Source organism: Prevotella sp. ne3005 (assembly GCF_900110085.1).
Classification (GTDB): domain Bacteria; phylum Bacteroidota; class Bacteroidia; order Bacteroidales; family Bacteroidaceae; genus Prevotella.
Genome location: NZ_FOCK01000004.1, coordinates 62,076 through 87,764, shown reverse-complemented (window position 1 = coordinate 87,764; position 25,689 = coordinate 62,076). Strand labels below are relative to the sequence as shown.

General features: G+C 48.8%; 17 protein-coding genes and 1 tRNA gene. 5 read left to right on the top strand and 13 right to left on the bottom strand.

The window, feature by feature from the left end; translation table 11 throughout:
• Positions 1-31: 31 nt before the first annotated feature.
• Positions 32-2,053, bottom strand: coding sequence for an esterase/lipase family protein (locus BMY16_RS06840; RefSeq protein ID WP_170836033.1), 2,022 nt, complete (start codon positions 2,051-2,053; stop codon positions 32-34).
• A gap of 8 nt (positions 2,054-2,061) precedes the next feature.
• Complete coding sequence (locus tag BMY16_RS06835) at positions 2,062-4,458, bottom strand: hypothetical protein (RefSeq protein WP_091841160.1); 2,397 nt, start codon at positions 4,456-4,458, stop codon at positions 2,062-2,064.
• A 363-nt stretch (positions 4,459-4,821) separates the two neighbouring features.
• Between BMY16_RS06835 and BMY16_RS06830 the strand changes: the two genes are divergently transcribed.
• A complete protein-coding gene (locus BMY16_RS06830) occupies positions 4,822-5,865 on the top strand; it encodes a helix-turn-helix domain-containing protein (protein WP_170836032.1) in 1,044 nt (347 codons plus the stop codon).
• Positions 5,866-6,699: 834 nt separating this feature from the next.
• Here the strand turns inward: BMY16_RS06830 and BMY16_RS06820 are convergent.
• From BMY16_RS06820 to BMY16_RS06810, 3 genes are all read right to left on the bottom strand, one after another.
• Positions 6,700-7,314 (bottom strand): hypothetical protein, encoded by a 615-nt coding sequence (locus BMY16_RS06820; protein WP_139207154.1) that lies wholly within the window; start codon positions 7,312-7,314, stop codon positions 6,700-6,702.
• Positions 7,315-7,382: 68 nt separating this feature from the next.
• Entirely contained in the window at positions 7,383-7,895 is a 513-nt protein-coding gene (locus BMY16_RS06815; protein ID WP_139207153.1) for a hypothetical protein, read from the bottom strand.
• Positions 7,896-8,101: 206 nt separating this feature from the next.
• Positions 8,102-10,105, bottom strand: a complete 2,004-nt coding sequence (locus tag BMY16_RS06810; protein WP_091841152.1) for a clostripain-related cysteine peptidase — start codon at positions 10,103-10,105, stop codon at positions 8,102-8,104.
• A gap of 349 nt (positions 10,106-10,454) precedes the next feature.
• Between BMY16_RS06810 and gpmI the strand changes: the two genes are divergently transcribed.
• A complete protein-coding gene (gene gpmI, locus BMY16_RS06805) occupies positions 10,455-11,975 on the top strand; it encodes a 2,3-bisphosphoglycerate-independent phosphoglycerate mutase (protein ID WP_091841151.1) in 1,521 nt (506 codons plus the stop codon).
• A gap of 50 nt (positions 11,976-12,025) precedes the next feature.
• On the opposite strand, the gene BMY16_RS06800 is transcribed toward gpmI, so the two are convergent.
• Complete coding sequence (locus tag BMY16_RS06800) at positions 12,026-13,981, bottom strand: SpoIIE family protein phosphatase (protein ID WP_091841150.1); 1,956 nt, start codon at positions 13,979-13,981, stop codon at positions 12,026-12,028.
• Between the two features lie 71 nt (positions 13,982-14,052).
• Between BMY16_RS06800 and BMY16_RS06795 the strand changes: the two genes are divergently transcribed.
• The gene (locus BMY16_RS06795) at positions 14,053-14,718 is read left to right on the top strand and encodes a uracil-DNA glycosylase (RefSeq protein WP_091841149.1); all 666 of its coding nucleotides are present in this window, start codon (positions 14,053-14,055) and stop codon (positions 14,716-14,718) included.
• A gap of 45 nt (positions 14,719-14,763) precedes the next feature.
• On the top strand, positions 14,764-15,390 hold the full coding sequence (locus tag BMY16_RS06790) for a DUF3109 family protein (protein WP_091841147.1): 627 nt from the start codon (positions 14,764-14,766) through the stop codon (positions 15,388-15,390).
• Here the strand turns inward: BMY16_RS06790 and BMY16_RS06785 are convergent.
• Positions 15,385-16,260, bottom strand: a complete 876-nt coding sequence (locus BMY16_RS06785) for an AraC family transcriptional regulator (RefSeq protein WP_244512964.1) — start codon at positions 16,258-16,260, stop codon at positions 15,385-15,387. The two genes, BMY16_RS06790 and BMY16_RS06785, sit on opposite strands and share 6 nt — an antisense overlap.
• Positions 16,254-18,629 (bottom strand): glycoside hydrolase family 95 protein, encoded by a 2,376-nt coding sequence (locus BMY16_RS06780; RefSeq protein ID WP_091841146.1) that lies wholly within the window; start codon positions 18,627-18,629, stop codon positions 16,254-16,256. The genes BMY16_RS06785 and BMY16_RS06780 overlap by 7 nt, the downstream gene beginning before the upstream one ends.
• Before the next feature lie 84 nt (positions 18,630-18,713).
• Between BMY16_RS06780 and BMY16_RS06775 the strand changes: the two genes are divergently transcribed.
• Complete coding sequence (locus BMY16_RS06775; RefSeq protein WP_091841144.1) at positions 18,714-19,550, top strand: phosphate acyltransferase; 837 nt, start codon at positions 18,714-18,716, stop codon at positions 19,548-19,550.
• A 22-nt stretch (positions 19,551-19,572) separates the two neighbouring features.
• Here BMY16_RS06775 and buk read toward each other — a convergent pair whose 3' ends face one another.
• The 5 genes from buk to BMY16_RS06750 form a co-directional block, all read right to left on the bottom strand.
• The gene (buk, locus tag BMY16_RS06770; RefSeq protein WP_091841143.1) at positions 19,573-20,634 is read right to left on the bottom strand and encodes a butyrate kinase; all 1,062 of its coding nucleotides are present in this window, start codon (positions 20,632-20,634) and stop codon (positions 19,573-19,575) included.
• A 672-nt stretch (positions 20,635-21,306) separates the two neighbouring features.
• A complete protein-coding gene (locus BMY16_RS06765) occupies positions 21,307-22,545 on the bottom strand; it encodes a VapE domain-containing protein (protein ID WP_091841141.1) in 1,239 nt (412 codons plus the stop codon).
• A 506-nt stretch (positions 22,546-23,051) separates the two neighbouring features.
• The gene (gyrB, locus tag BMY16_RS06760) at positions 23,052-25,028 is read right to left on the bottom strand and encodes a DNA topoisomerase (ATP-hydrolyzing) subunit B (RefSeq protein ID WP_091841140.1); all 1,977 of its coding nucleotides are present in this window, start codon (positions 25,026-25,028) and stop codon (positions 23,052-23,054) included.
• Positions 25,029-25,168: 140 nt separating this feature from the next.
• Positions 25,169-25,420, bottom strand: a complete 252-nt coding sequence (gene rpsT / locus BMY16_RS06755; RefSeq protein ID WP_091841138.1) for a 30S ribosomal protein S20 — start codon at positions 25,418-25,420, stop codon at positions 25,169-25,171.
• A gap of 145 nt (positions 25,421-25,565) precedes the next feature.
• Positions 25,566-25,640: transfer RNA gene (locus tag BMY16_RS06750), tRNA-Glu, on the bottom strand.
• Positions 25,641-25,689 lie beyond the last annotated feature (49 nt).

Here is a 25,689-nt window from a genome sequence, read left to right as displayed (position 1 = left end):
TTCATTGTTGTATCATTATTGATGGTGAATACTAATGTTTTGTCACAACTTTGATGAACCGCTCGTCTTTATTCGAACGGATACCAATAATCAAGAGACCCTTCCTATAGGGAAGTGCATACGTGTGTGACGGATTACTGTTCATTTCAGTCAGCATCTGGCCGGCATAGTTGTATACGGCAACGCTGTAAGGCCCGGTCACATTCTTAATCGTCAGGATGTTGCCCGCTAAAGCATAGCGAAGATCAGAACTGTTTTCCACCGACTTGATTCCACTTCCGGCTTCTCCCAGTGTCACTTTCACAGAATCTACCACCAACGCATTGTAGTTGGTGCGGCCGAAAGCATAGATCCACTTCTCGCCTTCAAAGCCACTCATATCGAAATACATCACATCTTTCTCGTAGTCGGCAATCATGTCGTCTGGGCTCAACAGACAGAAGGCCACCTTCGCCATCATATCGTCGCTGTTGGTAAGCTTGATCTCATGGGTATAGTCTTGATCGTTAACTTTCTTGGCCTCAATCTTAATAAAAGAGGTTGGCTTCGGTTCCTCAAACCTTGTAACGAATTCTATGTCGCCCTCCTCTGCTCTGGTACTTGCGGGTGCCGGTACATCCCCAAACGAATCAGAGGAAAAGATGCCGTAGTAACTGGTAGCTGTCAGCAGCTTGTTCAGTTCCTCGTGTATAATATTCCATTCGGTAACTTTACAATGCATAGCCTGGGAATAATCTCCCTTGTAAATATAGGTTTTCTCACATCCGCCTTTTTGGCTTTCCACTGAGACCACATAGTCCGACCCCTTTTCCGCTTCCTTGTCAAGATAGGCTTTCCCCGTTCCGGCTTTCGCGTCAAAAAGGAAAGAGGCTATTTTGGGGAAAATGGCGTAGAAGCTCTCCTTGGCAACCATTTTGAAAGTCAGGTCATTAATTTCGGAGCCTACAGCACACACGGGTATTCCTATGATGTTATTCCTTTTCGACGCCAACTTCTTAATGGCTGGACTGTTTTTGGCAAGGTCTTTCACAGCTTGCATGCTGTGATCTTTTGAAAAGGCATCATTCAATAGCCCGTTGAACAATTCTATAGCCCTGTAGTATTCCACTCCTGGAGTCTTTCGGAATTCATCATACTCTACGAATATATTACCCAATATCGATCCGAAGTGAGGCGTGTTCAGGGTAATCAGCCTGTTCGTGTGCCCCTCGTCGATTTCCTGGATGTAAAGACGCTCCAGGATACCCCCCATGCTATGACCTATCATATCATACTTGGTACTTGCAATACCGGCTTTGAGCAAATTCTCACAGAGCTGGTGCAAGCCTTTCTCCACGACACGATTCACATGTGTGTTGTCAGAGAATGAACTGGTGTTCGTTGAACTATAGTCTCCCAGATATATCTGGTTCACAAAATAATTTTGGGCTGTATTCAGCAAGTATTCTCTAAACGGGAAGAAACATTCTCTGCTACTGTTCAGTCCATGCAACAGGAAAAGACCATTACGGCTGACGCCGATTTGCCTGGCGACAGAAGCGTCTCCTATACCCTTGAGTTTCATTTTTAGAATCACATAGAATTTGTACCACGAAATGGTGGGATCCTGGAACGCTTGAGGTGCCGTCATATACAAAGTGACCGATTTCCCTGATACTGTCTTTTTATAAGTACCGATGATTTCCGGATCATTGATCAACTCTTTGTTGTCATGAAAAAGGTCATTGCCTTCATAGAAGCAGAACTGAACATCTGACGACTCGATTTTATAGCGTTCATCGTCGGTATTGTATTCAAATGTTACCTTCAGCTGTGTTTCTCCGTCAGCTGTCATCAACCATGCTTCTTGGCCTTCCTTGTTTTTATCAAAACAATGCTCGACAACCGAATTGAATGACCACTTGACCTCACTGTCTCCCCTGGTCGTTTTCCCATTCTCCATGTAAAACATATTTCCCTCCGTAGGGAAATTGTCAGAGGCTTGCGACGCGATCTGTGCCATTCCGCTGCCTACCACAGCCAGAAATACCCATGTTATAAATGCTTTTTTCATATCCATAATTATTTCTTTTTGCTAGTATAATAGAATGTGATAGAAAACTCGATCTCATCGTTAGCTGATGGAGTTAATTCATATTCGTCAGTAACAGGATTACCTTTTTTATCATACATAGTATCCGTATGCTCGAATTCCACAACTTTAAACGCTTTTTCCCCCTTACCGTCAAATGACAATATCCCCATACTTTTAATACCATCCTCCGTCCAGACGTTGGGTAACAGATTAACTTCTGATGCAGGAATATCGGTAAGAGTACACTTTATGTTGTCAATATCCCTTGAAATATCGTAATCCCAATCGTTTGGATATACTAATTCAGAAGAATAGGTGTATGTAAAGTTTTCTATCTTGCATTTTGCTAAGTTGTCGGTAAAACCTGTGATATCGAATGAAATATACGTCTCAGATTCGCCCTTCTCTCCCTTGTCAGCAGAATATTGGCTTTTATGACTACCCTCTACATGAACGGTCTCTTTTGATTGTGATACAGTAAACTTAACATCTTTATAATAATCAGAATAGAACCCCAGATTGGTGCTGAGATCCATGTTGTTACGCTTTATCTTGGAATTAAGATGACAGTAAAAATAGACACTGTTAACATTCGTAATCTTAATGTCTGTTTCTTCCATATCCTTCAATTCTACTTTTACCTCCGTTGGTAATGTAGATTGATTATTACTATTGGTACTAATTGTATAGAAGTTAACGTTGTAATTCTCGTTTTTGCGGAACGACTCCAGAGTTTTACCATCAATAATTATAGGAGAGCCCTTGGTAGCCTTTCCGTCAATTTGCATTAATCCGCCCTGGTATTGGGCCACTACGTAAGTCTTAACCCCATCTTGATTTTGCTCAATAACGAGTTGCTTGTTTGTTAGCGAACCTTTTTCTTTGAATTGATCCTCTTCACCATTTGCTAATAACTGAGTCCTGCAGATGTAACCACCATATGGATAGCACGTACCATTAAAAGAAACCTCTCCATCTGTTTTTAGTTGGTTGGTGCTACCGTTAACTGCTTGAGAAGGTTTTATCTCAGTATACACTTTTCCAGTCATCAGCTTTAAGATGAAGTCATCGTAGCCATCATTCTCAAAGAAAGTGGAATTGTGTTTTTTTACCCACGACTTTAGGAAATCAAACGTAGTCCCTGATAGTGAAAAACCTATTTTGGCAGAACTACTCTTTATGATCTCATAGAGTTCTACAACCGAGTTGTCATCAATACCTTCTGATTTTCGCTGGGTCGTTAAATATTCTATCAATGCTGCCATACCATAGCCATGGTCTGCATAATAGTTCTTGGACTCCTTGTCATCCTCGTGAGCTTTTTTTACTTCCGTTAAACTCGTCAGGAATCTAGGAAGATATTGAGATACAAAATCAAGAGAAGGGCTCCCTCCGTCATTAAACTTTTCCGACCAAACAGCAGCGCATTCATAAATCATTCTCTCATCCCCATCAGTAGCCATTTTTACACTGGGCCATCGTGGGTCATAATATGACTGATAATAATGTAATAGTTCATGTATACACGTGCGTTTGACGGGGTATTTGGCATTGTAATTATCAAAGTCAGTTATATACCGATCATTCAAAACGATACCATTCCATATATCACTCCATCCATCTTGATCCAGATAACCGCTCGTCCCTTCATCCATTACCTCAAAAGAGACAGGCAGGTTGCGCGTCCCATCTATTTTGAACCCAAGTTCCTGTAATTGTTGAAGAGCACTTTTTATTGTACCTGGATAATCAGCCTTAGTCCAATTTGCAAGATACTTTTGCTGATGAAAAGTACCAATGTCGTAATGCCATGAGATGCCACCCACGGCTCTTGTCCCAGCTGACTCGCCAGCGATCCTGTTTCTTTTTGCTATTCCTACAGAAAGGTTGGCATTGTCTGACACCCCTTCATTGCTGGAAGCAGGAATGGTAAAAGTATACTCCCCATTAGAATAAGTGCTTTCTAAGGTAATGTCAGAATATTTCTTTTTGTAAGGACCAATGGCCATTGAAGGTGCATGTACAACGGCATTGATATCATCGCCATTCTTGTCACATTTGATTTTTACCTTAAATTCTTTCGCACAAGAATAAGGCAATGTAATCTGATAGAACTTCGACACCTCATCCTCTCCCAAGATCTGACCTTTGCTCACTTCAGTCACAGCCACTTTCGTCTCGCTGCTGAACGTTCCTTTGGGGAATTGGATGGTGATATCATCTCTTTCTATCACACCGCCATCAGGCTGGATAGTCTCCCATTCGTCTTTCTCTACTGGGGTCTCGGGCTTTAGAGGCTCGCGCTCATCTGCCACATCTTCCTTTGTTGAACAAGCCATCAGGCCCATCGTTATAAATGCCAAAAATAATAGATACTTTCCCATAGATTAATCATTTATAGTTGTCTAATTATTGCAAAGATATAAAAAAGAGGTGAATTTACGATTTCTTATTCTTAGAAAGTTTTCCCGAATTCGCAAATTTCCGTTATCAGATGATTCGATTTCTTCCCCAATCTGCATCTCTATAGTCCAATTCCCCTTATTCTACAGGGTTTTCCGTATTTGGCAGGTGTCATTCTACACTTATTTGCTTTTTTATAACCTTTACGTCTTTTTTATTTGCATAATTGAAGAATTTGCATTACTTTTGCAACCATGTTAGCAATTCTGGTGTCCTCCTTGCCCATGATTGTATGTGGCGTTCTCTCGGTATTGATAGTCCTGAGCCTCTACGATTGTCGGAATATGGCAAAGACGAGATTGCTGTTTTTCATGGCAACGGCAACGCTGCTCTATCTGGCCCATTTCATCTACTTCAATCGTCTGATGGCCGTGATTCCCTTGACGGATGCCATCTACTGCTTCTGTAATCTGGCGGTGTTCCCACTTTATTACCTGTATATAGAGGAGTTGACGGATTATCGTCCCAATCGCTGGCGACAGGCCCTCTGCCTGCTGCCGTCGCTGCTTGGCGGCGTGGCCGTAGGTCTGCTCTATATCCTGATGGATCGTCAGGAGATGACCCTCTTCATTGAGCATTATCTATATGGCAATGAGTTCGCCTCCCTTTCCGGGCTTACTTTCTGGCAGGCCATGATTCATGTCGCAGTCAGGATCGTGTTTGCACTTCAGGTTCCTTTAGTGCTCTATTTCGGGTTCCGCCGGATTACGGCTTATAATGCCGTTGTCGAAACGAATTATTCGGATATTGAGGGTAAACGGATTGTCTGGGTGAAGACCCTATTGGTGCTCTTTGCTGTCACGTCGCTCGTTTCCTTTGTCTTCAACCTGATAGGACGTCAGCGCTTTATAGACGAGGCTGTGCCCCTTGCCATACCTGCCGTGTTGTTCTCCATGCTGCTCCTTCTGATAGGACACGTGGGCCTGAACCAGCGCTTTTCTGTGCAGGATATTGAAGCCGAGGTGTTCTTGGAATCAGAGCCGATTCCAGAGGACTGCGCCTATAGCGAACTCTTGGAGAAGATCCGCAAGCTGATGAGCGAAGAGAAACTGTATCTTTATCCGAACCTGAAGGTCAGCGACTTGGCCAGACTGCTGAACAGCAACCGCAACTACATCTACAATGCCATCAATGTAGAGATGGGCATCTCATTTTCTGATTACATCAACAGTCAGCGCGTCGATTATGCTTCGCAGTTGCTCAAAGCGCATCCCGAGTTGTCAATCAACGATGTGATGTTTAAGTCAGGCTTTACTTCTACCAGTGCCTTCTACCGTAATTTTAAGAAATTCAAAGGTATCACGCCAACCGCTAGACGCACCAGGTAACGGCGGCTGAGCCTGATTCAGGCGTTGCCGACTGCTTGACGACTATCGCCGCCAGAAGCGCCAAGGCATCAAGGAGCCCACCTTCCACCGTAGCCAGCTCCCCGAGCTGGAGTCCGACCTCGAGTGCTGGGAGTGAATAAGTAACCCTTTCCCAACCTATCAAGTATGTACCTTCAACCCCTGCATGGACACTCACTAAAGATCAGCCGTAGTGAATTTTGGGAATCTCGGATTGAACCCTACAAAAATTAAGTTATCTTGTTTATAATCAGGTTTTTGTGTGGTTTTTAAATTCTACTAAAAGTTCTACTTAAGTTCTACTTAGGCTCTACTTAAGTTCTACTTAAACCCTACAAAAACGCTGTTTGAGTCCAACAAAACTACAGCTTACTGCCTGTTATATACGTTTAAAGTCATAGTTATATACCGGTTGATTACCAGTTAGTCGGTATATAACTCGTCAATTCTCTAGAGAATTCAGAGGTTTACTCGGAGTAAAGTCCGACTTTACTCCGAGTTAAGTTAGGCTTTAGTCGGTCTAAAGTTACGAAGAAGTACTGAATGTCTAGTAGGGTTCAGGTAGGGCTTAAGTAGAGCCTAAGTAGAACTTGTGTAGAACTTAAGTAGAACTTATGTAGAACATAAGTAGAGCTTAAGTAGGGTTCGTTCTTTGTACAACCAGCTTGTTATCAGTATATTAGCCTCCCTTTGGACAAATAGTACAGAAATTGTGCCACAGTCGGGAACGCCTTCCTGGACAGTTACAACAGAGTAGACCGCAATAAAGAATGCAAACTTTGGATTGTCGAGTTGTTGACTGCTAAAGTAAAACAACTAGGCTTTGGTGCAATGCTTACGGAGGAAATCGTAAACGAAGTCGAAATCTTCGTCAGGGACGTATATGCGATTTCTGTTAAACAGCTGGTTCACCTTGATGAGGTTCCGACGGCGATTAGGAATCAGGTGCGCCACGTCGGCCAGTTTGGAGATCGATGAAGTCTTTGAAGCCGTCAGCAATCCCGCTCCAACGACACCAGACTTACCTGCCAAACCACCAACCATCGCCGTGAGGGCTCCAAGCACTTGGGCCTTCTTCGCCTGTCGTGGCATCTGCTGGTGTATCACCTCCTTCTCGTTGAGTGTATAGAGCACCACGTATTTCCAGTCGTAAACCCATGCCACAATGAAATAGGCCACAATGCCGATGACCACGAATACCGCCATCAGTACCAGGAATCCATAACTAAACTCCCAGATGGAACCCAGCGTCAGGTTACCTTCACAGCCATTGATCAGCAGCATGAATAGCCACACTACACCAAAGCTGATGCCCAGTACCTTGTAGACATCAAACAATATCGTTGGGTTGGTGAGCATTTTTACTTCATACACCCACCTATAATTCCCGTCAGGAAACAACGTCACCCTATTACCTATAGTTTCATCCATAGCTGCTGCAAATTAAAATCAATAGTGTCATACTACAACCTGACATATAGCCCGTCAGATGATAAGATTTAATAATATTGGATGGTGCGGGGGTAAATGATCTCAATGCCAGCCACCTTCGTTTTGCGCGATGTCCAATTGCCGTGGTCGTCGAGCTGGATGTCATAAAAGTCATACGTCACCTCGTTGCCGTCCGTTTCGATAATCTGGCGCACCAGGATGCCCCTGTCGTCATACACGTTATTCGTGATCACCTTCTTATTCTTTCTAGTGGCAATCTGTGTCTTCACGCGTCCATTCTCCCAGATGAAAGTAGTATGGGTGATGGTCCTCTTACCTCCTATTTGCGTAACGATCGACTGCAGATAGCCGTTCTCGTCGTAGACGGCATCCGACATCTTCTCACACTCCATCTTTCCCTCTGGTGAGATATACGTGACGATGGGCTTGCCCCAGTTCTTCATCGTAACCGACTTCACGGGTCCCTTCACCTCATTTACCTCCATGTCGTGATACTTCTTTTGTGCCATTCCGCTGCCTACAACAGCCAGAAGCACCCATGTCATAAATACTTTTTTCATTTCCATAAGCTTGGTTTTTAGTTGTTTCTGCTGCAAATATAAGCAATTATTCTGGATTTTCCAAGAAAATCCAGACTTTTCGCTAAATCCCAACATCGAATGGAATAAGGGCTCTGTTTCTGGTAAGAAATATTAGGCTACTCATTAAGAAATAAAAGAGGTGGAACTTCACAATGGCTCCACCTCTTTTTTAATCGTTATTCTGCTTACTTCAGGATGAAATTCTCATCCTGCTTATGCTGGGTGAATTTCACATTACCGTCTTTATCGATGTCGATGTCTAAATTGATGTAGGCTTTCTTAGCGGCCTCGGCACCTTCGGTCTCTATGGATGTTCCGCTCAGCTTGACACCATCGAGCTTGAAAGCCTTTACAGGTTGGTACTTACCCTTATAACAGATGAGGGCACTGTATATTATTTCAGATACATTTAACTCCCAAGGTCCTGTCTTACCCTCTTTCGGTGTTACCTCTACGATAAACTGACCCTTGACTGGGGCTGGAAGAGCAAACTGCTGCCAAGTGAATATCTTTGGGTAAACAGGCGGATTTACCATCTCGCGGCCAAGGATATAAAACGTATTTTTAAACTTGAAGTTCTTGAACGTCGGGAAATCGGTTTCATAGTATGCTTTGATAGCAATATCCCAGTCGGCAGCGCTTAGGGGCATACCGGTTGGCAGCATGTCGTTTTTATTGTCGTAAGGCGGATTGTTTACGGGGAAGCCTGGGTTCTTCTCCAGCCAGGTGCTCCAGCCCGTTGCAATGTCAAACTTGAGTCTGTTGTAGGTGTTTGCCCAGGTCAGGTGATTGGCAGCTACGCCCTTCGCCTCCAGCTTCAGCGTCTCCATGTTCAGTTCTGCATATTTGCCATCCTTGGTATAGCCTTTTATGATGTTGGGAGCATCCTTGGTCCTTGATGCGCCGATGAATCCCTTACCGCCAACGCTGACAGAATAGCTGAGGTGGAACGAGCCTTCCTCATAGCCTTCTGAGCTGATGGCGTAGGTGTGGGCTAGCTGGGCTGCTTCGATGGCATCAATCAGGTTGTCGATATACACCCATTCACCGTCGAGCTTGACATGATGAATGTATTGATCCACTTGCTCACAATAGTTTCTCAGGTCGTAGAGGGGAAGATTAGGTGTATATTGATAGCAGCTGGCAGCGGCAAACTGATACTCATCAGCGTAATCAGCTTTATAATCCTTGATGGTGAAGTTGGTAAACTCCTTGAGTGCAGTGAGCACTGCGGGGAATTTCTTCATGTCGGTCAGCACAAAATCGACATTGCGCGCCCAAGTGCTCAATTTGTTGTTCTCGTAAATCTTATGATTATACTCAGCATTGACCTTGGCAAATTTCGTCATTGCCTCTACGAAGTTGTCTTTCTCCGCTGCTTCATAGAGCAGTTCTATGAACGCCTTATGGTCTTCGCCTGCGATGGTGTGGCCTGATGCCAGCACATAGTCGGTGAGATCCACAAATTCGGAGAGCACCTCCATATTGTTCATCAGGCAGCAGTCAAAGTTGAGAAGCGTCAGATGCATGCCGCTCTGCTCGATACCGGCACTGAGTTCTTTGCAGGAGATAGACTGCATCTCCAGGTTGTCGTCCATGACGACACCACGTGTCTTGGCTTGAAGGCTCTTGTCGTAGTCTTCGTAAACGGTATAGCCGCCTCCGTGATCGCTCAGCACGAGGATGTAGTTCTTGGCAGGAGCCACCTTCTGGCAGTACTTCAGGAAGTTGGCAATGGAGTCGGGCTGGAAGAGCTCTGCCTTCTCGTTCTGGGTGCCATAGATATCGGCATTGGTCAGATTGATCTTCTCATGATTTTCGAGCTTCTTAAGCTTTGCTGGCGTAGCCTCAAAGCGATAGAGATGGCTTTCTTTGCCGCTGGGCGTGAAATTCGTCAGATTTTTACTGATGTTGTCTTCGCGCGAGTATTTGTACTGCACCATGTAGCGCACCTTCTTGTTGTCGGCCTTGATGGCTTTGGCAGCCTTTATGATGTCGGCTTCGATAGCGTTGTCGAGATTACTGCCACCACATGTATAGAGCATCACCGTATAGTCGGCCAGATCCTCAGTGGGTGTGTCGGTACCAGGTTCTATAGCATTGTCCGTCATTTCGTCGGTACAAGCTGTGAACGAAAGGCAGCAGAGTAGGAGCGCTGCCAGCATCCATAGATAGTTTTTTCTCATCATTGAATTAGTTTTGTTAATAGAATTTCGTTGTAGATAATTATTCGTTTTAATTATTCATGGTGCAAATATAGGAAAAAATCAGCATAAATGAAACAAAAAGGCATTTTTTTGCGTAATAATCCTCTGAATCAGGTTGGATTTTAATAAAAAAATAAGTTGATAGGTTATAATGGTTTTTGATATATTGATATTGCAAAGGTAATATAATTAATTGAACTTATTGCAAATCTCGCCTCCGTTTTTAATTTTTTTAGATTAATTCTCTCAGCCTCAGTGTCTCCATATCCGACATTTTTTGTATCTTTGCAGCCGCAAAGATTGGATTTATATCGTAAAAATAGATAGATTTATGGCAAAGAAAGCACTTTTGATGATTCTCGATGGATGGGGAATCGGTAAGCATGGTAAGGGTGACGTGATCTTCAACACGCCCACCCCGTATCTCGATTTGTTGACAGCTACTTCAGCTCACTCTCAGCTCCAGGCCTCAGGTGAGGACGTTGGTCTGCCCGACGGACAGATGGGTAACTCGGAGGTGGGCCACCTCAATATCGGTGCCGGACGCATTGTGTATCAGGATCTTGTGAAGATTAACCGCGCCTGCAAAGACGGCTCTATCATGGAGAATCCCCAGGTGAAGGCTGCCTATACCTACGCCAAGGAGAAGGGTAAGAAGCTGCACCTGATGGGTCTGACCTCTGACGGTGGTGTGCACTCCAGCCTCGACCACCTCTACAAGCTCATCGAGATTGGTAAGGCTTACGGCTTGAAGAATCAGGTGTTTGTACATTGTTATATGGACGGTCGTGATACCGACCCGAAGAGTGGTAAGGGCTTCATCGAGCAGGTGAGCAAGGTTTGTGCTGACAACGATGCCGCCATCGCCTCTATCGTAGGCCGTTTCTACGCTATGGACCGTGATAAGCGCTGGGAGCGCGTGAAGGAGGGTTACGACCTGATTGTGAACGGTACTGGTAAGCAGGCTACTGATATGGTGAAGGCCATGCAGGAGAGCTACGATGAGGGTGTCACCGACGAGTTCATCAAGCCTATCCATAATGCCAGCGTCAATGGCTGCATCGAGGAGGGCGACGTGGTGATCTTCATCAACTTCCGTAACGACCGTGCCAAGGAGATGACCATCGCTCTGACCCAGCAGGATATGCCTGAGCAGGGTATGAAGACCATCCCCGGCCTGCAGTACTACTGCATGACCCCATACGACGCTAACTTCAAGGGGGTTCACATCCTCTTCCCCAAGGAGAACGTGGAGGACACCTTAGGTGAGTATCTCTCCAAGCAGGGCAAGAAGCAGCTCCATACCGCTGAGACTGAGAAGTATGCTCACGTGACGTTCTTCTTCAACGGTGGCCGTGAGGCCCCATTCGAGAACGAAGACCGTATCCTGGTACCCTCTCCGAAGGTGGCCACCTACGACCTGAAGCCCGAGATGAGTGCCTACGAGGTGAAGGATAAGTTGGTGGGTGCCATCAACACACAGGAGTATGATTTCATCGTGGTGAACTTCGCCAATGGTGACATGGTGGGTCACACGGGTATCTACAACGCTATCGCCAAGGCTGTATGGGCCGTGGACAATTGCGTGAAGGAGGTAATCGAGGCTGCCAAGGCCAACGACTACGAGGCTATCATCATTGCCGACCACGGTAATGCCGACAATGCCATCAACCCCGACGGTACGCCTAACACAGCCCACTCGCTGAACCCAGTGCCCTTCATCTATGTAACGAATAACAATAGCGCTACGGTGAAGGACGGTCGTCTGGCTGACGTGGCTCCCTCTATCCTGCATATCATGGGATTGGAGCAGCCTGCTGACATGACGGGTGAGAATCTGATTACAGACTAATCCGATAGAATGCAAGAAGAACGGGGAGCCAATCGGCTCCCCGTTTCTGTTTATTTTATCTGTATTGCCAGCAAGGTGAGGTCGTCGCTCTGTTCAGCTGTGCCCACAAAGGTGTGGACGGCATCCGACATGTGCCTGATAACCTGTAAGGGCTCTTGTTGGCCATTGGCTACCAGCGACTTGGCAATGTCCATGACGCGATGATCGCCAAACCGGTCCTGATTGATATTCTCAGCTTCGTTCAGTCCATCGGTATAGAGGAAGATGGTAGTGGGGCGCTCAAGGGTGGTCTCCTGTAGCTTGAAGTTGAAATGGGCGTAGGCACCGATAGGCAGGTTGCATTCACAAGGCAGCAGCGAGACCTCGCTGCCTAAGAGCAGCGGTGAACAATGCCCCGCATTACAGTAGTTCAGCTTGCCAGTCTTCAGGTCGAGCACACCCACAAAGAGTGTGACGAACATATTGGTGTCGTTGCCCTCCGACTGTGCCTGATTCAAGGCGCTGACGATATGGACGGGATTGGGCTCTGTTATATGCTGGGAGATATTGCGGAACAGCGATCGCGTAACGGCCATGAAAAGGGAGGCGGGGATTCCCTTGCCAGAGACATCACCGATACAGAAGAACAGCTGCTCGTCGCGAATGTAGAAGTCGAACAAGTCGCCACCAACACCCTTGGCAGGTGTCAGTGTGCCATAGATGTCCAGGTCATGACGCTCAGGGTAGGGAGGGAACGTCTTGGGCAGCATAGACATCTGGATGTTGTGGGCCACCTTCATCTCATTCTCGATGGTTGCCTTCTGGGCTGTGGCAGTACGCAGGTCTTCAACATAGCGGGTCAGCGACTGCTGCATCTGGGCAAACGAGTCGCGCAGATGGTGAATCTCATCACGACTCTTCAATGCAGGCAGTTCTGTCTTGAAGTTACCCTTTGCCACCTCGTCGGCTGTGGTGGCCAACTGCTTCAGTGGGTTGACGGCCTTCTTGATGGATCGGCGGCCAAAGAAGTAAACCACCAGCAGGCCTATGAGGATAAACATGATGGCGATGCCCGCTATCACGTAACCTGCGACGTTGATATAGAATTTGGGTAACACCATAGAAATGGTCCAGCCACTGTTTGTGACGCCCTGCGAGCAGACGAGGGCCTCCACACCTTCTACCACTCTCTCGTCTTCTCGGCTATCCTCGATGGTCAGACTACCCAGATTCTCATGTACCTCCTTGTCTACATAGGATAGTATGTTCTCGTTGACGATACGCTTCGCATAAGGATGAGCCAACAGGGTGCCCGTACTGTCGGTCATAAAGTAATAGGCCTTTTTATCCGGATCCCATTCCTTAGAGTGCGAGACGAATGGCTGAATCTCCTCGTTCAACCATGAAAGAGACAGATCGACTCCCAGGATGGCCACTGTGCGATGCTGGCGATCTCGGATGGGCAACAGGTAGGATACCAATGGTGTCTTTGCGCTGTCATTGTCGAGGAATGACTTGGCCCAGTAGCCTTCCCCCCTGCTGATGGCTTCCTTGAACCACTCATCCTTCAAATAGTCATAGCCCAGATCGGTTGCGTCTTGCGACTCCTTGATGATACTGTCACGACGCAAGGCGTAGGGTGCGAACAAGCGTCCTTTCTGGGGATAATAGTTTTCAATGAAATAGATGCCACTGCTGCGGATGTATGGATTCAACTTGACTATCCGGTTGATGATTTCATACATCCTGTCGGGCTTGTCCAGGTCTTCTTCAATGAAAGGTGCCGTGTTGATGGCCGCCATGTAGAGGTCGGACGTGATCCCCTTCACCTGTTCGCTCTTTCCTTTCAAGATACGTTCGCTGATGCCTAATGCACCTAAAGCCACGATGGCGTAAGTCAGCCAGAAGAGCAGGAATACGGGAACGCCCATGATGATGATCATCCTGAGCATGATACGCCATGTGAGTCGTTTGGCAAAAGATCTCGGATAGGCGTTTGTTTGTTTTTTCTTGAAAAAAGGCCTCATATTTTCTTAATTTGTTTGCAAAGATACATTTTTTATCTTACCTTTGCAAGCAAAAATAAAAAAAAGCGTATATGAGCGTTCAAATTGAAGAGAGTTGGAAGGCGCATCTTAACGGTGAATTTGAAAAACCTTACTTCTCACAGCTGACTGAAGCGGTGAGACAGGAGTATATGCAGACCACCTGCTATCCGCCAGGTAAGCTGATATTCAATGCCTTCAACCTGTGCCCGTTTGACAAGGTGAAGGTGGTGATCATCGGACAGGATCCGTATCATGAGCCGGGTCAGGCTCACGGGTTGAGCTTCTCCGTACAAGATGGCATCCAGTTTCCCCCTTCCTTGCAAAACATCTTCAAGGAGATACAGGCCGACCTTGGGAAACCCATCCCCACTACCGGCAACCTGACGCGCTGGGCTGAACAGGGGGTGCTGCTTCTGAATGCCTCGCTGACAGTCAGGGCGCATCAGGCTAACAGTCACTCTTCGCTGGGATGGCAGAAGTTTACCGATGCGGCTATTCTGGCTTTGGCCACCCATCGTGAGCATCTGGTGTATATGCTCTGGGGAGGCTATGCCCGCTCTAAGGCTTATATGATTGACAAGCAGAAGAACCTCGTGCTGGAGAGTGTCCACCCCTCGCCCTTGAGTGCGAATCGTGGTGGCTGGTTTGGTCAGCATCAGTTCTCTCGTTGTAATGCTTACTTAGAGCAGAACGGAATGTCACCCATCCAGTGGTAATCATATTTTCAATCTTCAATTTTCAATTCTCAATTTTCACTGAATATGCTTCCCCCTATCCTCCAAGTCGGCGATGTGCTGCTTTCGTCAGAGATACTGACGGAGAAATTCTGTTGTGACCTCAGTGTCTGCAAGGGCGAATGTTGTGTGGAGGGTGATGCCGGGGCACCTGTGACGGTGGAGGAGATCGGCGAGATCGAGGATTGTCTGGATGCTGTCTGGGGCGACCTCTCTGCCTCGGCACAGGCCGTCATCGACAAGCAGGGCGTGGCCTATACCGATCAGGAGGGCGACCTGGTGACGAGCATCGTCAGGGGTAAGGATTGTGTGTTTACCTATTATGGTGATATTGAAGACTGGCATAGCCATCTGCCTATCAGGAACTGTTGCCTTTGTGCATTGGAAAAGGCTTACAGAGCCGGGAAGACCCGATTCTGCAAGCCTGTCAGTTGTGCGCTGTATCCCATCCGTGAGAAGCGGCTTGGCGAGGGACTCATTGGCCTGAACTACAACCGCTGGGCTGTGTGCAAGATGGCTGTAGCCAAAGGTATTGAGGAGAACCTCCGACTGTATGAGTTCCTGCGCGATCCACTGGTTCGCCGTTTTGGCGAGGCGTGGTATCAGGAGTTGCTCAACATGGTGGAGGAACTCAAGAAGCAAGGCTACCTATAGCTTGCGGTATTTCGAGGGCGACATGCCCACATGCTCCTTAAAGTATTTGCCTAAGAAACTCTGGTTGGGGAAGTTCATCTCCTCAGTAATCGCCTTGATGCTCTTCGACGAGTTTTTCAGGAGGACGCGCAGCTCCATCGTGACGTAGTTGTCGATCCACTCATTGGGCGTTTTGTTACTGGCGGCCTTCACCATCTCCGAGAGGTACTTGGGGGTGATGCAGAGCTGTTGGGCATACCATCCCACACGACGCTCTTGACGGAAGTTGGCCTCCACCATCTTGATATACTTGGTCAGGATGGCCTCGGCACGCGTCTGGGGCTTGTCGGTTTCCTTGAAGCGGTAGATGATGTTGCCCACATCGTAGAACATGGCCAGCAGCAGCGTCCGTATCAGATCCTTGCGGAAGAAGTTGTCTTGGTCGCCAATCTTGTGCTTGATCACATGGAAATACTCCTTGAACGTCTCCTGTTCCTTCGTTGTCAGACCGATGACGGGGTGACTGCGAGAAAAAATGAACAAGCTGTTGACGTCTCTCACGTTCTTGATGATCTCGTGGAAGAAGTTGACACTCAGAATCATACACAGTCCCTCCATGTCGGGCGAAGGCTTGTATTTGTCTACAATGTGTTTATCGCTGACGATGAGCATATCCCCAGGGTTGATATTTATTTCCTGGGTGTCGAGTCGATACTCAATCTGCCCTTTCATACAGAGTCCGATGAGGATAAAGTTCATCTTACGCGGCTCGGTAGGCATGGGCGCCTTGTTGATGTGTTCTGTCAGTAAGAGGTCGTCGTCGAGGTAGACAGATTCACTCCACGACTTGGCCTTGTTGATGTCGGTTTCTTTGATTTCTAGTTTCACCACGTCTTGATATTTTGAGTTTGACCTGCTTTCATCTGGATGGTCTTCTGCTGACCATTATATAATAAGGTGACGGTACCCTTCTGCTTGGCCTTGAGGGTGCAGTTGCGTACATAGCCGCCCTTCCATTCGAACGACACCTCGTAGCCGCCACGGGCACAGAGTCCGCTGACGCTTCCTTCCTTCCAGGCCTCAGGTGCAGCGGGGAGGAGCTCTATCTGTCCGTTTCCACTCTGCATCAGCATCTCGCAGACACCTGCCGTACCTCCGAAGTTGCCGTCGATCTGGAATGGCGGGTGGGCATCGAAGAGGTTGGGGTAGGTGCCGCCACCCTTGTGCCATTCTTTCCAGTCAGAGCTCTTCGAGCCTCGTGGGGCGATGGGGGTGAGCAATACCTGATAGATATGATAGGCCTGTTTGGCGTTATGCAGTCGGGCCCAGAGGTTGATGCGCCAGCCAGTGCTCCAACCAGTGGTCTGGTCGCCCTTGATCTCCAAAGAGCGCTCAGCAGCCTTCTGCAGGGTGGCATCCGTGAGGTGGTTGCCTGGATAGAGGCCGATGAGGTGGCTCTGATGACGATGCTGGAAATCCCAGTCGTCCCAGTCGTAATACCACTCGTTGAGGTCGCCCATGTGGCCGATGGTATAGGGGTGTAGCTTGGCTAACGCCTGCTCCATCTCCTTATTTCTCTCACCAACTATCTTTCCTGCAGCGATGGTGTTGATGAAGAGTTCGCGGATGATGGCGAGGTCGGCAGTACCACCATAGCAGGTCATGCCATGGTAGCCTTGGTCCGTCTTGTACTCGTTCTCCGGCGATGTCGAAGGGGCGGTAATCAGCTCTCCTGGCTGTTTGGGATTGTCGATAAGCCAACGCAGGCAGAACATGGCGGCCCCCTTCATCAGGGGATAGGCCACCGTCTTCAGGTAAGCCTTGTCCTGTGTAAACTGATAGCGCTCCCAGAGGGTATTGACGAGCCAGGCCCCTCCGAGGTTCCAGTTAGCCCATTCGGGTTTCTCGTTTTTCTCGCCTACAGGGTTGGTCATCGCCCAGATGTCGGAGTTATGACTTGAGCACCATCCTTCACCTATATTATAATAGTTCTTAGCCGTATGCTTTCCATTGGCGGCAAGTCCGGCGATGAATCCATCGAGGGGCTCGGCCATCTCGGCCATATTGGCCACAAAGGCAGGCCAGTAGTTCTCTTCGAGGTTGATGTTGACGGTATAGTTGCCCCGCCAGGGCGACCATAGCTGCGGTGCCCAGAGGCCCTGCAGGTTGGCAGGCACACCCTTTGTTCTCGACGACGAGATGAGCAGATAGCGTCCGAACTGGAAGAAGAGCTCTTCAAGATAGGCGGTCTGTTCGCCCCCGTTGGTATAATCGAGCAACAGCTGGTTCGTCGTTCTGCGATTCTTGGCACCAGGCAGGTCGCTGGGGTTGCGGCCCTCTTTGTTGAGGCAGATCTTCACACGGTCGTAGATGGTTTTGTAGTCAGCCAGATGACGGGCATAGAACTCATCGTAACTCATGTTCTGCGTGTGCCACAGGTCGTTGGCTGCCTGCTCCAGATAGGGCGCACCTTCCTTGACAGGATGCTTGTCGAAACCGTTGAAGCTGGTCTCGTTGACGATATAGATGATGGCCTCCTTGGCCTTGGTGATGGTGAGCAACGAGTCGCTGGCTGCCATCTCACCATCCGTCTTCACACGGAGCATGGTGCAGAAGTGGGTACTCTCCTGAGGGTCGCCGGTGGCGTGGCCCGTCATGGTGAGTTGTCCCAGGCAGCTCTTCACCTGGTGGGGCACCTGAGCCGTGAGGGCTATCTGACAGTTGATGTCGCCCTGCAGTCGGATGGCAATCAGTTTGTCGGGGTTCGAGGCAAAGTATTCTCTTGTGATGAGGCGCCCGTCTCGCTTGTAACTGTCGCGAACGATGGCAGAGTCGAGGTTCAGCGTGCGGCGATAGTCGGTGATGACACCTAAGCCCAGATCCTTGATGTGGAGTGTGCCCAGGGGTTGGTAGAACTGTGAGTTCGGTCCCTGAACGTGGAGCTGCAGAGAGTCGGCCAGTGCATAATCCTCATTAAACAGTGCCTTGCGGATGGCGGGTATCCATTGGTGGGCATCGGCATCGAGGTTGCGGTCTACGGGCTTTCCCGTCCACAGGGTGATGTCGTTCAGGTAGATCAGGTTATCGTCGGTACCTCCATAGACCAGGGCACCCAACTTACCGTTGCCGATGGGCAACGACTCCTCGAAGAAGGTGGCTGGCTTGTCGTACTCCAGAACCATAGGCGCTTGTTCTGTCTGAGCTTTACTAAAGGTAAAGTTCCCTATTAGGACCGCTGTAATTAGCAGATATTTCCCCATAATTGCTGTTTTTAGTTGTTTCCGCTTGCAAAGATACAAAAGTTTTTGTATATTTGCAGCATAAAACCAAAAAATTAATTACCAATGCAATCAATTAGAACCCTAAACGATATGATTGTCTTCCTCCAGCAGCGGGGCGACAAGAAGCGTGTGGCCGTCGTTTGTGCCAATGATGCCAGTACCCGTTATGCCATTGAGAAAGGTGTGGAGATGGGATTCATCGAGCCTATCTATGTGGATGGCGACGACAAGGAAGAGTGTGCCCGTAGGGCTGTTGCCCTCTGTAAGAACGGTGAGGCCGACATCCTGATGAAAGGACTCATCAATACCGACGTTCTCCTGCGCGCGATATTAGATAAGGAGAAAGGTATCATCCGCCCCGGGCATGTGCTCACCCATGTGGCGATGGCCGAGATTCCCAAATACGAGAAGCTGCTCTTCTTCACCGATGCGGCTGTCATCCCCGTACCCACTGAGGCCCAGCGCCGTCAGCAGATCCACTATGTCAACTACGTCTGCCACGCCCTGGGCATCGAGGAGCCACGCATCTCGCTCATCCACTGTGCCGAGAAAGTCAGCGCGAAGGCGTTCCCTTATACTGTCGACTATCTTGAGATCATTGCCGAGGCCCAGACGGGAAAGTTCGGGCGCTGTATCATCGACGGCCCGCTGGACCTGAAGACCTCGCTCGACTCCGTGAGCCTTCGTGAGAAAGGCATCCGCTCTGTCATCGACGGACAGGCAGATGCCCTGATCTTCCCGGATATCGTGGCGGGTAACGTCTTCTATAAGACCATCACCCTCTTCGGCTATGCCAAGACGGCTGGTGTGCTTCAGGGCACCCAGTGCTGCTGTGTGCTGCCCTCACGTGCCGACAGTCCTGAGTCGAAGTACTACTCTCTCGCCCTCGCCGCTATATAATTAAGGTGGGTTCTGAGTCTTTTTAGGAATAGACATTGATTTCCTGCTCTCCGCGCATGGCTCTGAGCACATTCATGGCCAATGCCGTCAGTTCGTCTTCGCCAGGATAAACGAATACCGGGGCGAGGAAGCTCACTCTTTGGCGTAACCCGTCAGTCACATACTGGCTGTGGGCAATGGCACCAGTGAGAATGACGGCATCCACATGTCCGTTAGTTGACGGAGCCAATGAGGCCAACCACCGCGCAATGCTGTAAATCATGGCGTCGAGCACCAGTTTGGCCTTCTGATCGCCCTCGGCGATACGCCTCTCTACCTCCCGGACATCGTTTGTGCCTAAGTGGGCCGTTAGTCCGCTATGACCATTGATCTTGCGCAGCATCTCTGCCTCGGTGTATTGTCCACTATAGCAGAGTTTCACTAAGGCCGCAGTAGGCAACATGCCTGCCCGCGAGGGTGAGAAAGGGCCGTCGCCACTCAGCGCATCGCTGCATTCGATGGCCCGCCCGTGGTGGTGCATGGCGAAGGAGATACCGCTACCCATGTGGCAGACGATGAGATCCTGCTCCTCGTACTTGAGGTTGTGCTCACGACAATAACGCTTCGCAATCTCACGCTGGTTCAAGGCGTGCCAGATAGTCTGGTGTGGCAACTCAGGCAGACCAGTGATGCGTGCCACATCGTCGAGCTCATCCACGACGCCTGGGTCAACGGTGAAGGCGCGGCAACCCTTAATCTCGCGGGCGATGCTCAGAGCTATCAGCGAGCCCAGGTTGCAGGCATGGTGCAGACGTGGGTTCTTGGTGTCTTCAATCACCTTCTCATTCAGTTCGTAGACACCGCTTTCGATGGGTTTCACCAGTCCGCCGCGACCAACTATTACATCGAAGTCCATCGTATAGCCTTGGCGTTTGATCTCCTCCAGTATCTTCTCTTTGCGGTAGTCAAACTCGTCCATGATGAACGGATAACGGCACAGTTCTTCAAACGGGTGGTTGAGTGTGGCGTGCATCAGCAGTTCCTCGTCTTGGAAGATTCCCACCTTGGTTGAGATCATCCCAGGGTTAATAGCTAATATCTTCATAATAGTCAATTTTTCTGCAAAGATAGTGCAAATCGAGCGAAAAACCAAATTTATTTGAGTTTTTTCGAGATGCAGCCTACCTTCGGCAAAGCCAGAGATAGTGCAAATCGAGCGAAATACAAAGAAAAAAGAAGTTTTTCTTTCATTTCCGAGATGCAGCCTACCTTTTATTCAGTATTCATTATGCAAATCGCATAATTCAAGTTAAATAATTCAAATTGCATAATGGTAAATATGAAAAGTCTTGAATAGAAGGGGTTATGGCTGTGAAGTTCTTCACACACTGTAATCTATGGTTCGTCCAGACGTTCCGAACGGTTCATTCAGACTATCTCCATACCCCTATAGGGATTATCTGAACACGAGTAAGAGACTATTCGGACAGCTCGTAGAGACTATCTGAACAACCGATGGAGAATCTCTTGAGTCCGCTACGGGATTACTGGGAGTTTGCCTAGGAGTTTCTCTGAGTTCCCAACGTGGGAACTCTGGGTTTACTCCCTGTAAACGGACAGTTTGCTAGGCTATAAATAAAAACAAAACGCCTCAAACACCCCACACCCCACCCAAATCTCTCGGAAGGCCTTTGTTTACTGGGGTTGAGCATGGTGGGGTGTTTGCAAACACCCCACCAACACTACACCAACACCCCACCACTCTCATTCCAAAGAATCAGGCTACTTTCACAGGGACAACCTTGTAATACGACTGGTTACTATGGTTCTTACACTCAAATCCCAGTTCCTTCAAGGCCAATCCCAGATGCACCTTCGTGCTATGGTCGCTCTTGATGGAGGGGTATTCCTTCTGAATCAGCTTCAGGATATCCCCGCTCTTCATTCGGATTCCCTGCTCTCCCTCTTTGGGCTTGCGGATACAGACCTCAATGACTTCAGCGATGTCCTTCTGCTCCATGTAGTTGAGGTTCAATTCCTGAATACGGGCCACCTCGTTGGGGTTAAACCAGTAGGGGGCTTTCAGTTCACGAATCTCGTAGACCACCTGGGCATAAAGCTGCTCATAATCAATCTCGCCCGTATTGTCTATCAACATACCGTCTGGAATCTGGATGCAGATGTAGCGACGAGAGCCTGTAGCATCCGTCAATGGATGGGGATTGTTGGTGGTTGCCACAAACGAGGCATAACGGGGTCGATCCTCCTGGGCACAACCATAGATGGGGCGTCCATTCACCTTACTCTTAGAGAGCGTCTGCTTCAAGGCCGCATGCTGGCTGGGGCGGATAGCCTCGAGTTCGTCGAGGTTCACAAGGAGGTTGCTCGTCAAGGCCATCTCCTTGTCGAACTTGTTCGAAAGGTTCAGATGGTCCAGAAAGTACATGCGCAACTCTAGAGGGAGCAAACGGGTCACAAAAGTGGTCTTTCCACAACCCTGACTTCCGATGAACGTAGGCACACACTCGTTTCCATGAAGCGTATCCATCTGCTGCCAGTGGGCCACAGCAGAGCGCAACCAGATGGTGAGGAAGTTCTGCATCTCAGAGCTGATACCAGGCAAGCGCCCGAAAAGCTTTGCAATGCGGTTCTCGCCGTCCCACTTGGGTAGTTTCTCGAGATAGTCGCGTATGGGGTCATACGCGCGTACCTCTTCAGAATGTACCAACTCCATGATCAGCGGCTTGGGGTTGACCTTCTCGAAGGCCGGCTCCTTGCGGGCACGGATAATGATACTGTTCAGTGCCTCCTGAGTGAGCACACGATAGTGGGGCTCGTCCTCAGAGGGCACGATTGCACGCTCGGCTTCGCCGCTTGGCTTAGCCAAGAATTCCACCTTTCCGCTCAGCACATTGTTACGAAAAAGGTAGTTCTCCTGAAGGAACTCCTCAACTGCGAGAGGTCCCTGCTGCGAAGCTGATACAGCTACGCCATTGATTGTCAAATCCTGACTCATTAACTAAAAGATTTTTAAATTGGTTACTGTTTCAGGCCATGCTTCTCATAGCTCTGTTTTTCAATGTGCAAAGATACAACATTTTTTCGCGATTTGCAAATATTTCCTAATAAATCTGGGCAAAACATTCCAAAATTAACAAAACTTTGCGAATCGTACTTCAACGACATTTTCAATGTCAGAGGTGATAGGGTGGGGTGTTGGTGTAGTGTTGGTGGGGTGTTTGCGAACACCCCACCATGCTCAACCCCTAGTAAACAAAGGGCTTCCGAGAGATTTTGGTGGGGTGTGGGGTGTTTGTTTAACCCGCAGAGTCTTTCAGCGGTTTTGTGCGGTTGCGGATGCTCCTGAGGCCGGCATCGGAGAGGCCCATGATGTCGCAGACTTCCTTGTCGGTCTTGCCCATCTCCTTTAACAGGAGGTAGAGCAGCTAATTCATGAAAAACCCCACCCGTGGAGGCATTAGCCTATACGGATGGGGCGTATGAGAAATAATTAATGGTATCTTACGCGTCGATGTTGGCGTAGGTGGCGTTCTTCTCGATGAACTCACGGCGTGGCTCTACGTCGTCGCCCATCAGCATGGAGAAGATCTCGTCGGCCTCGGCGGCGTTCTCGATGGTCACCTGCTTGAGCAAGCGGTTCTCGGGATTCATGGTGGTCTCCCAGAGCTGCTCGGGGTTCATCTCACCAAGACCTTTGTAGCGCTGTGTGTGCAGGGCCTTGTCATCGCCATTACCAGCTACGTACTTATCGATAAAGGCCTGACGCTGCTGCTCGGTGTAGCAGTATTCGGAGGTCTTCTTGTAGGTACACTTATAGAGCGGTGGGGTAGCGATATAGAGGTGGCCACCCTGGATCACCTGAGGCATGAAGCGATAGAAGAGTGTCATGATCAGCGTGTCGATGTGAGAACCATCGACGTCGGCATCGGTCATGATGATGATCTTATCGTAGCGCAGCTTGTCGATGTTGGCATCCTTAGAGTCTTCACCGTCAACGCCGAAGCGTACGCCGATACTCTGGATGATGTTCATCACAGACTCTGCCTCGAACACACGGTGCCACTGAACCTTTTCCACGTTCAGGATCTTACCACGCAAAGGCAGGATGGCCTGGAAGTGGCGGTCGCGGCCCTGCTTGGCAGAACCACCTGCGGAGTCACCCTCGACGAGGAAGATCTCACACTCCTTGGGATCCTTGTTGGAGCAGTCGGCCAGCTTACCAGGCAGACCACCACCCGTCATCGGGTTCTTACGCTGTACGCTCTCACGGGCCTTGCGGGCTGCAATACGGGCCGTAGCGGCCAGAATCACTTTCTCACAGATGGTGTGAGCCTCTTTCGGGTGTTCCTCCAGATAGTTGGTCATCGCCTCACCAACGGCCTTCTGTACGGCACCGTTCACCTCGCTGTTACCCAGCTTGGTCTTGGTCTGACCCTCGAACTGGGGCTCGGCCACCTTGACGGAGATGATGGCCGTCAGGCCTTCGCGGAAGTCGTCCTGAGCCACCTCGATCTTGGCTTTCTCAATCTGCTTGCGCAGCTGGTCGTCTTCATCAGAATATTTCTTCAGAGAACGTGCCAGGGCGATACGGAAACCAGTCAGGTGGGTACCACCCTCGATGGTGTTGATATTGTTGACGTAGGAGTGGATGTTTTCAGAATAGTCGCTGTTGTAGAGCAGGGCAATCTCGATGGGCACACCGTCCTTCTCCGTCTTCAGACAGATGGGCTCGCCAATGATAGAGGTGCGGTGACGGTCGACGTAGCGCACGAACTCCTTCAGACCTTCCTTGGCGTGGAACACCTCGGGCTGACGGAGATTTCCTTCCTCGTCAGGACGCAGGTCGGTCAGCGTGATGGTGATGCCTGCATTCAGATAGGCCAGCTCACGCATACGCTTGGCGATGATATCGTATTTGTATTCTGTCGTGGTGAAGATGGAGCCATCGGGCCAGAACTGCTGGCGGGTACCGGTCTTGTCGGTGTCGCCCACAATCTTCACGTCGTAGAGGGGCTTACCCTTCTCGTATTCCTGCTGGTAGATATGGCCATTGCGGAATACCTGTGACATCATGTGGGTGGAGAGCGCGTTTACACAGCTGACACCCACGCCATGGAGACCACCAGACACCTTGTAGGAGCCCTTGTCGAACTTACCACCGGCATGGAGTACAGTCATAACCACCTCAAGGGCGCTCTTGTGCATCTTCTCGTGCTCATCGACAGGGATACCACGTCCGTTATCCTGTACGGTGATGGAGTTATCTTCATTAATGGTTACTTCGATATGCGTACAAAAGCCAGCCATCGCCTCGTCGATAGAGTTGTCGACGGTCTCGTTGACCAGATGGTGAAGACCCTTCTCGCTGATGTCGCCAATATACATGGCGGGGCGCTTACGTACGGCTTCCAAACCCTCGAGTACCTGAATGTTACTCGCGGAATAATTCTGTTCTTGAATCAGTTGTTCTTCTGTCATTTTCTTCTATTTGCTCATTTTGTGTGCAAAGGTACGAAAAAAAACTCAGATAAACATAGTTTATCTGCTAAAAAACTACAAAAAATAACCGCAGCCCCTAAGGGTTGCGGTTTCTTTGTTTATTTCCCTAAACTTTATTCTTAAAGCTTATTGATGTGCTGTGCCAGGCTTGACTTCAGGTTGGCTGCCTTGTTCTTGTGGATGATGTTAGTCTTAGCGAGCTTGTCAAGCATCTTCTGAACTTTCGGGTAGAGAGCAACAGCCTCGTCCTTGTTGGTCATAGCGCGCAGCTTGCGCACAGCGTTACGCATGGTTTTTGCGTAGTAGTGATTGTGAAGCGCCTTTTTCTTGTCCTGGCGGATTCTCTTCACTGATGATTTGTGATTTGCCATTTTTAATTTTAATTTTTTAATTGTTAATTTAAAGCTTATGGGTCTTACGCCGCTATGACTGCCCTGGGCAGCTCCCGGAGGAGCCTCTGTCACCGTTCCTGAAGATCTTCAGTAGCACCTGGCTGTGCAGATGACAGATTTAATTTGGTAGTCCGTAGGAGAGTCGAACTCCTCTTTAGAGAATGAAAATCTCTCGTCCTAACCGATAGACGAACGGACCATTGCCTTTTTAAGCGGGTGCAAAGGTACAAATTTTATTGAACATTGAA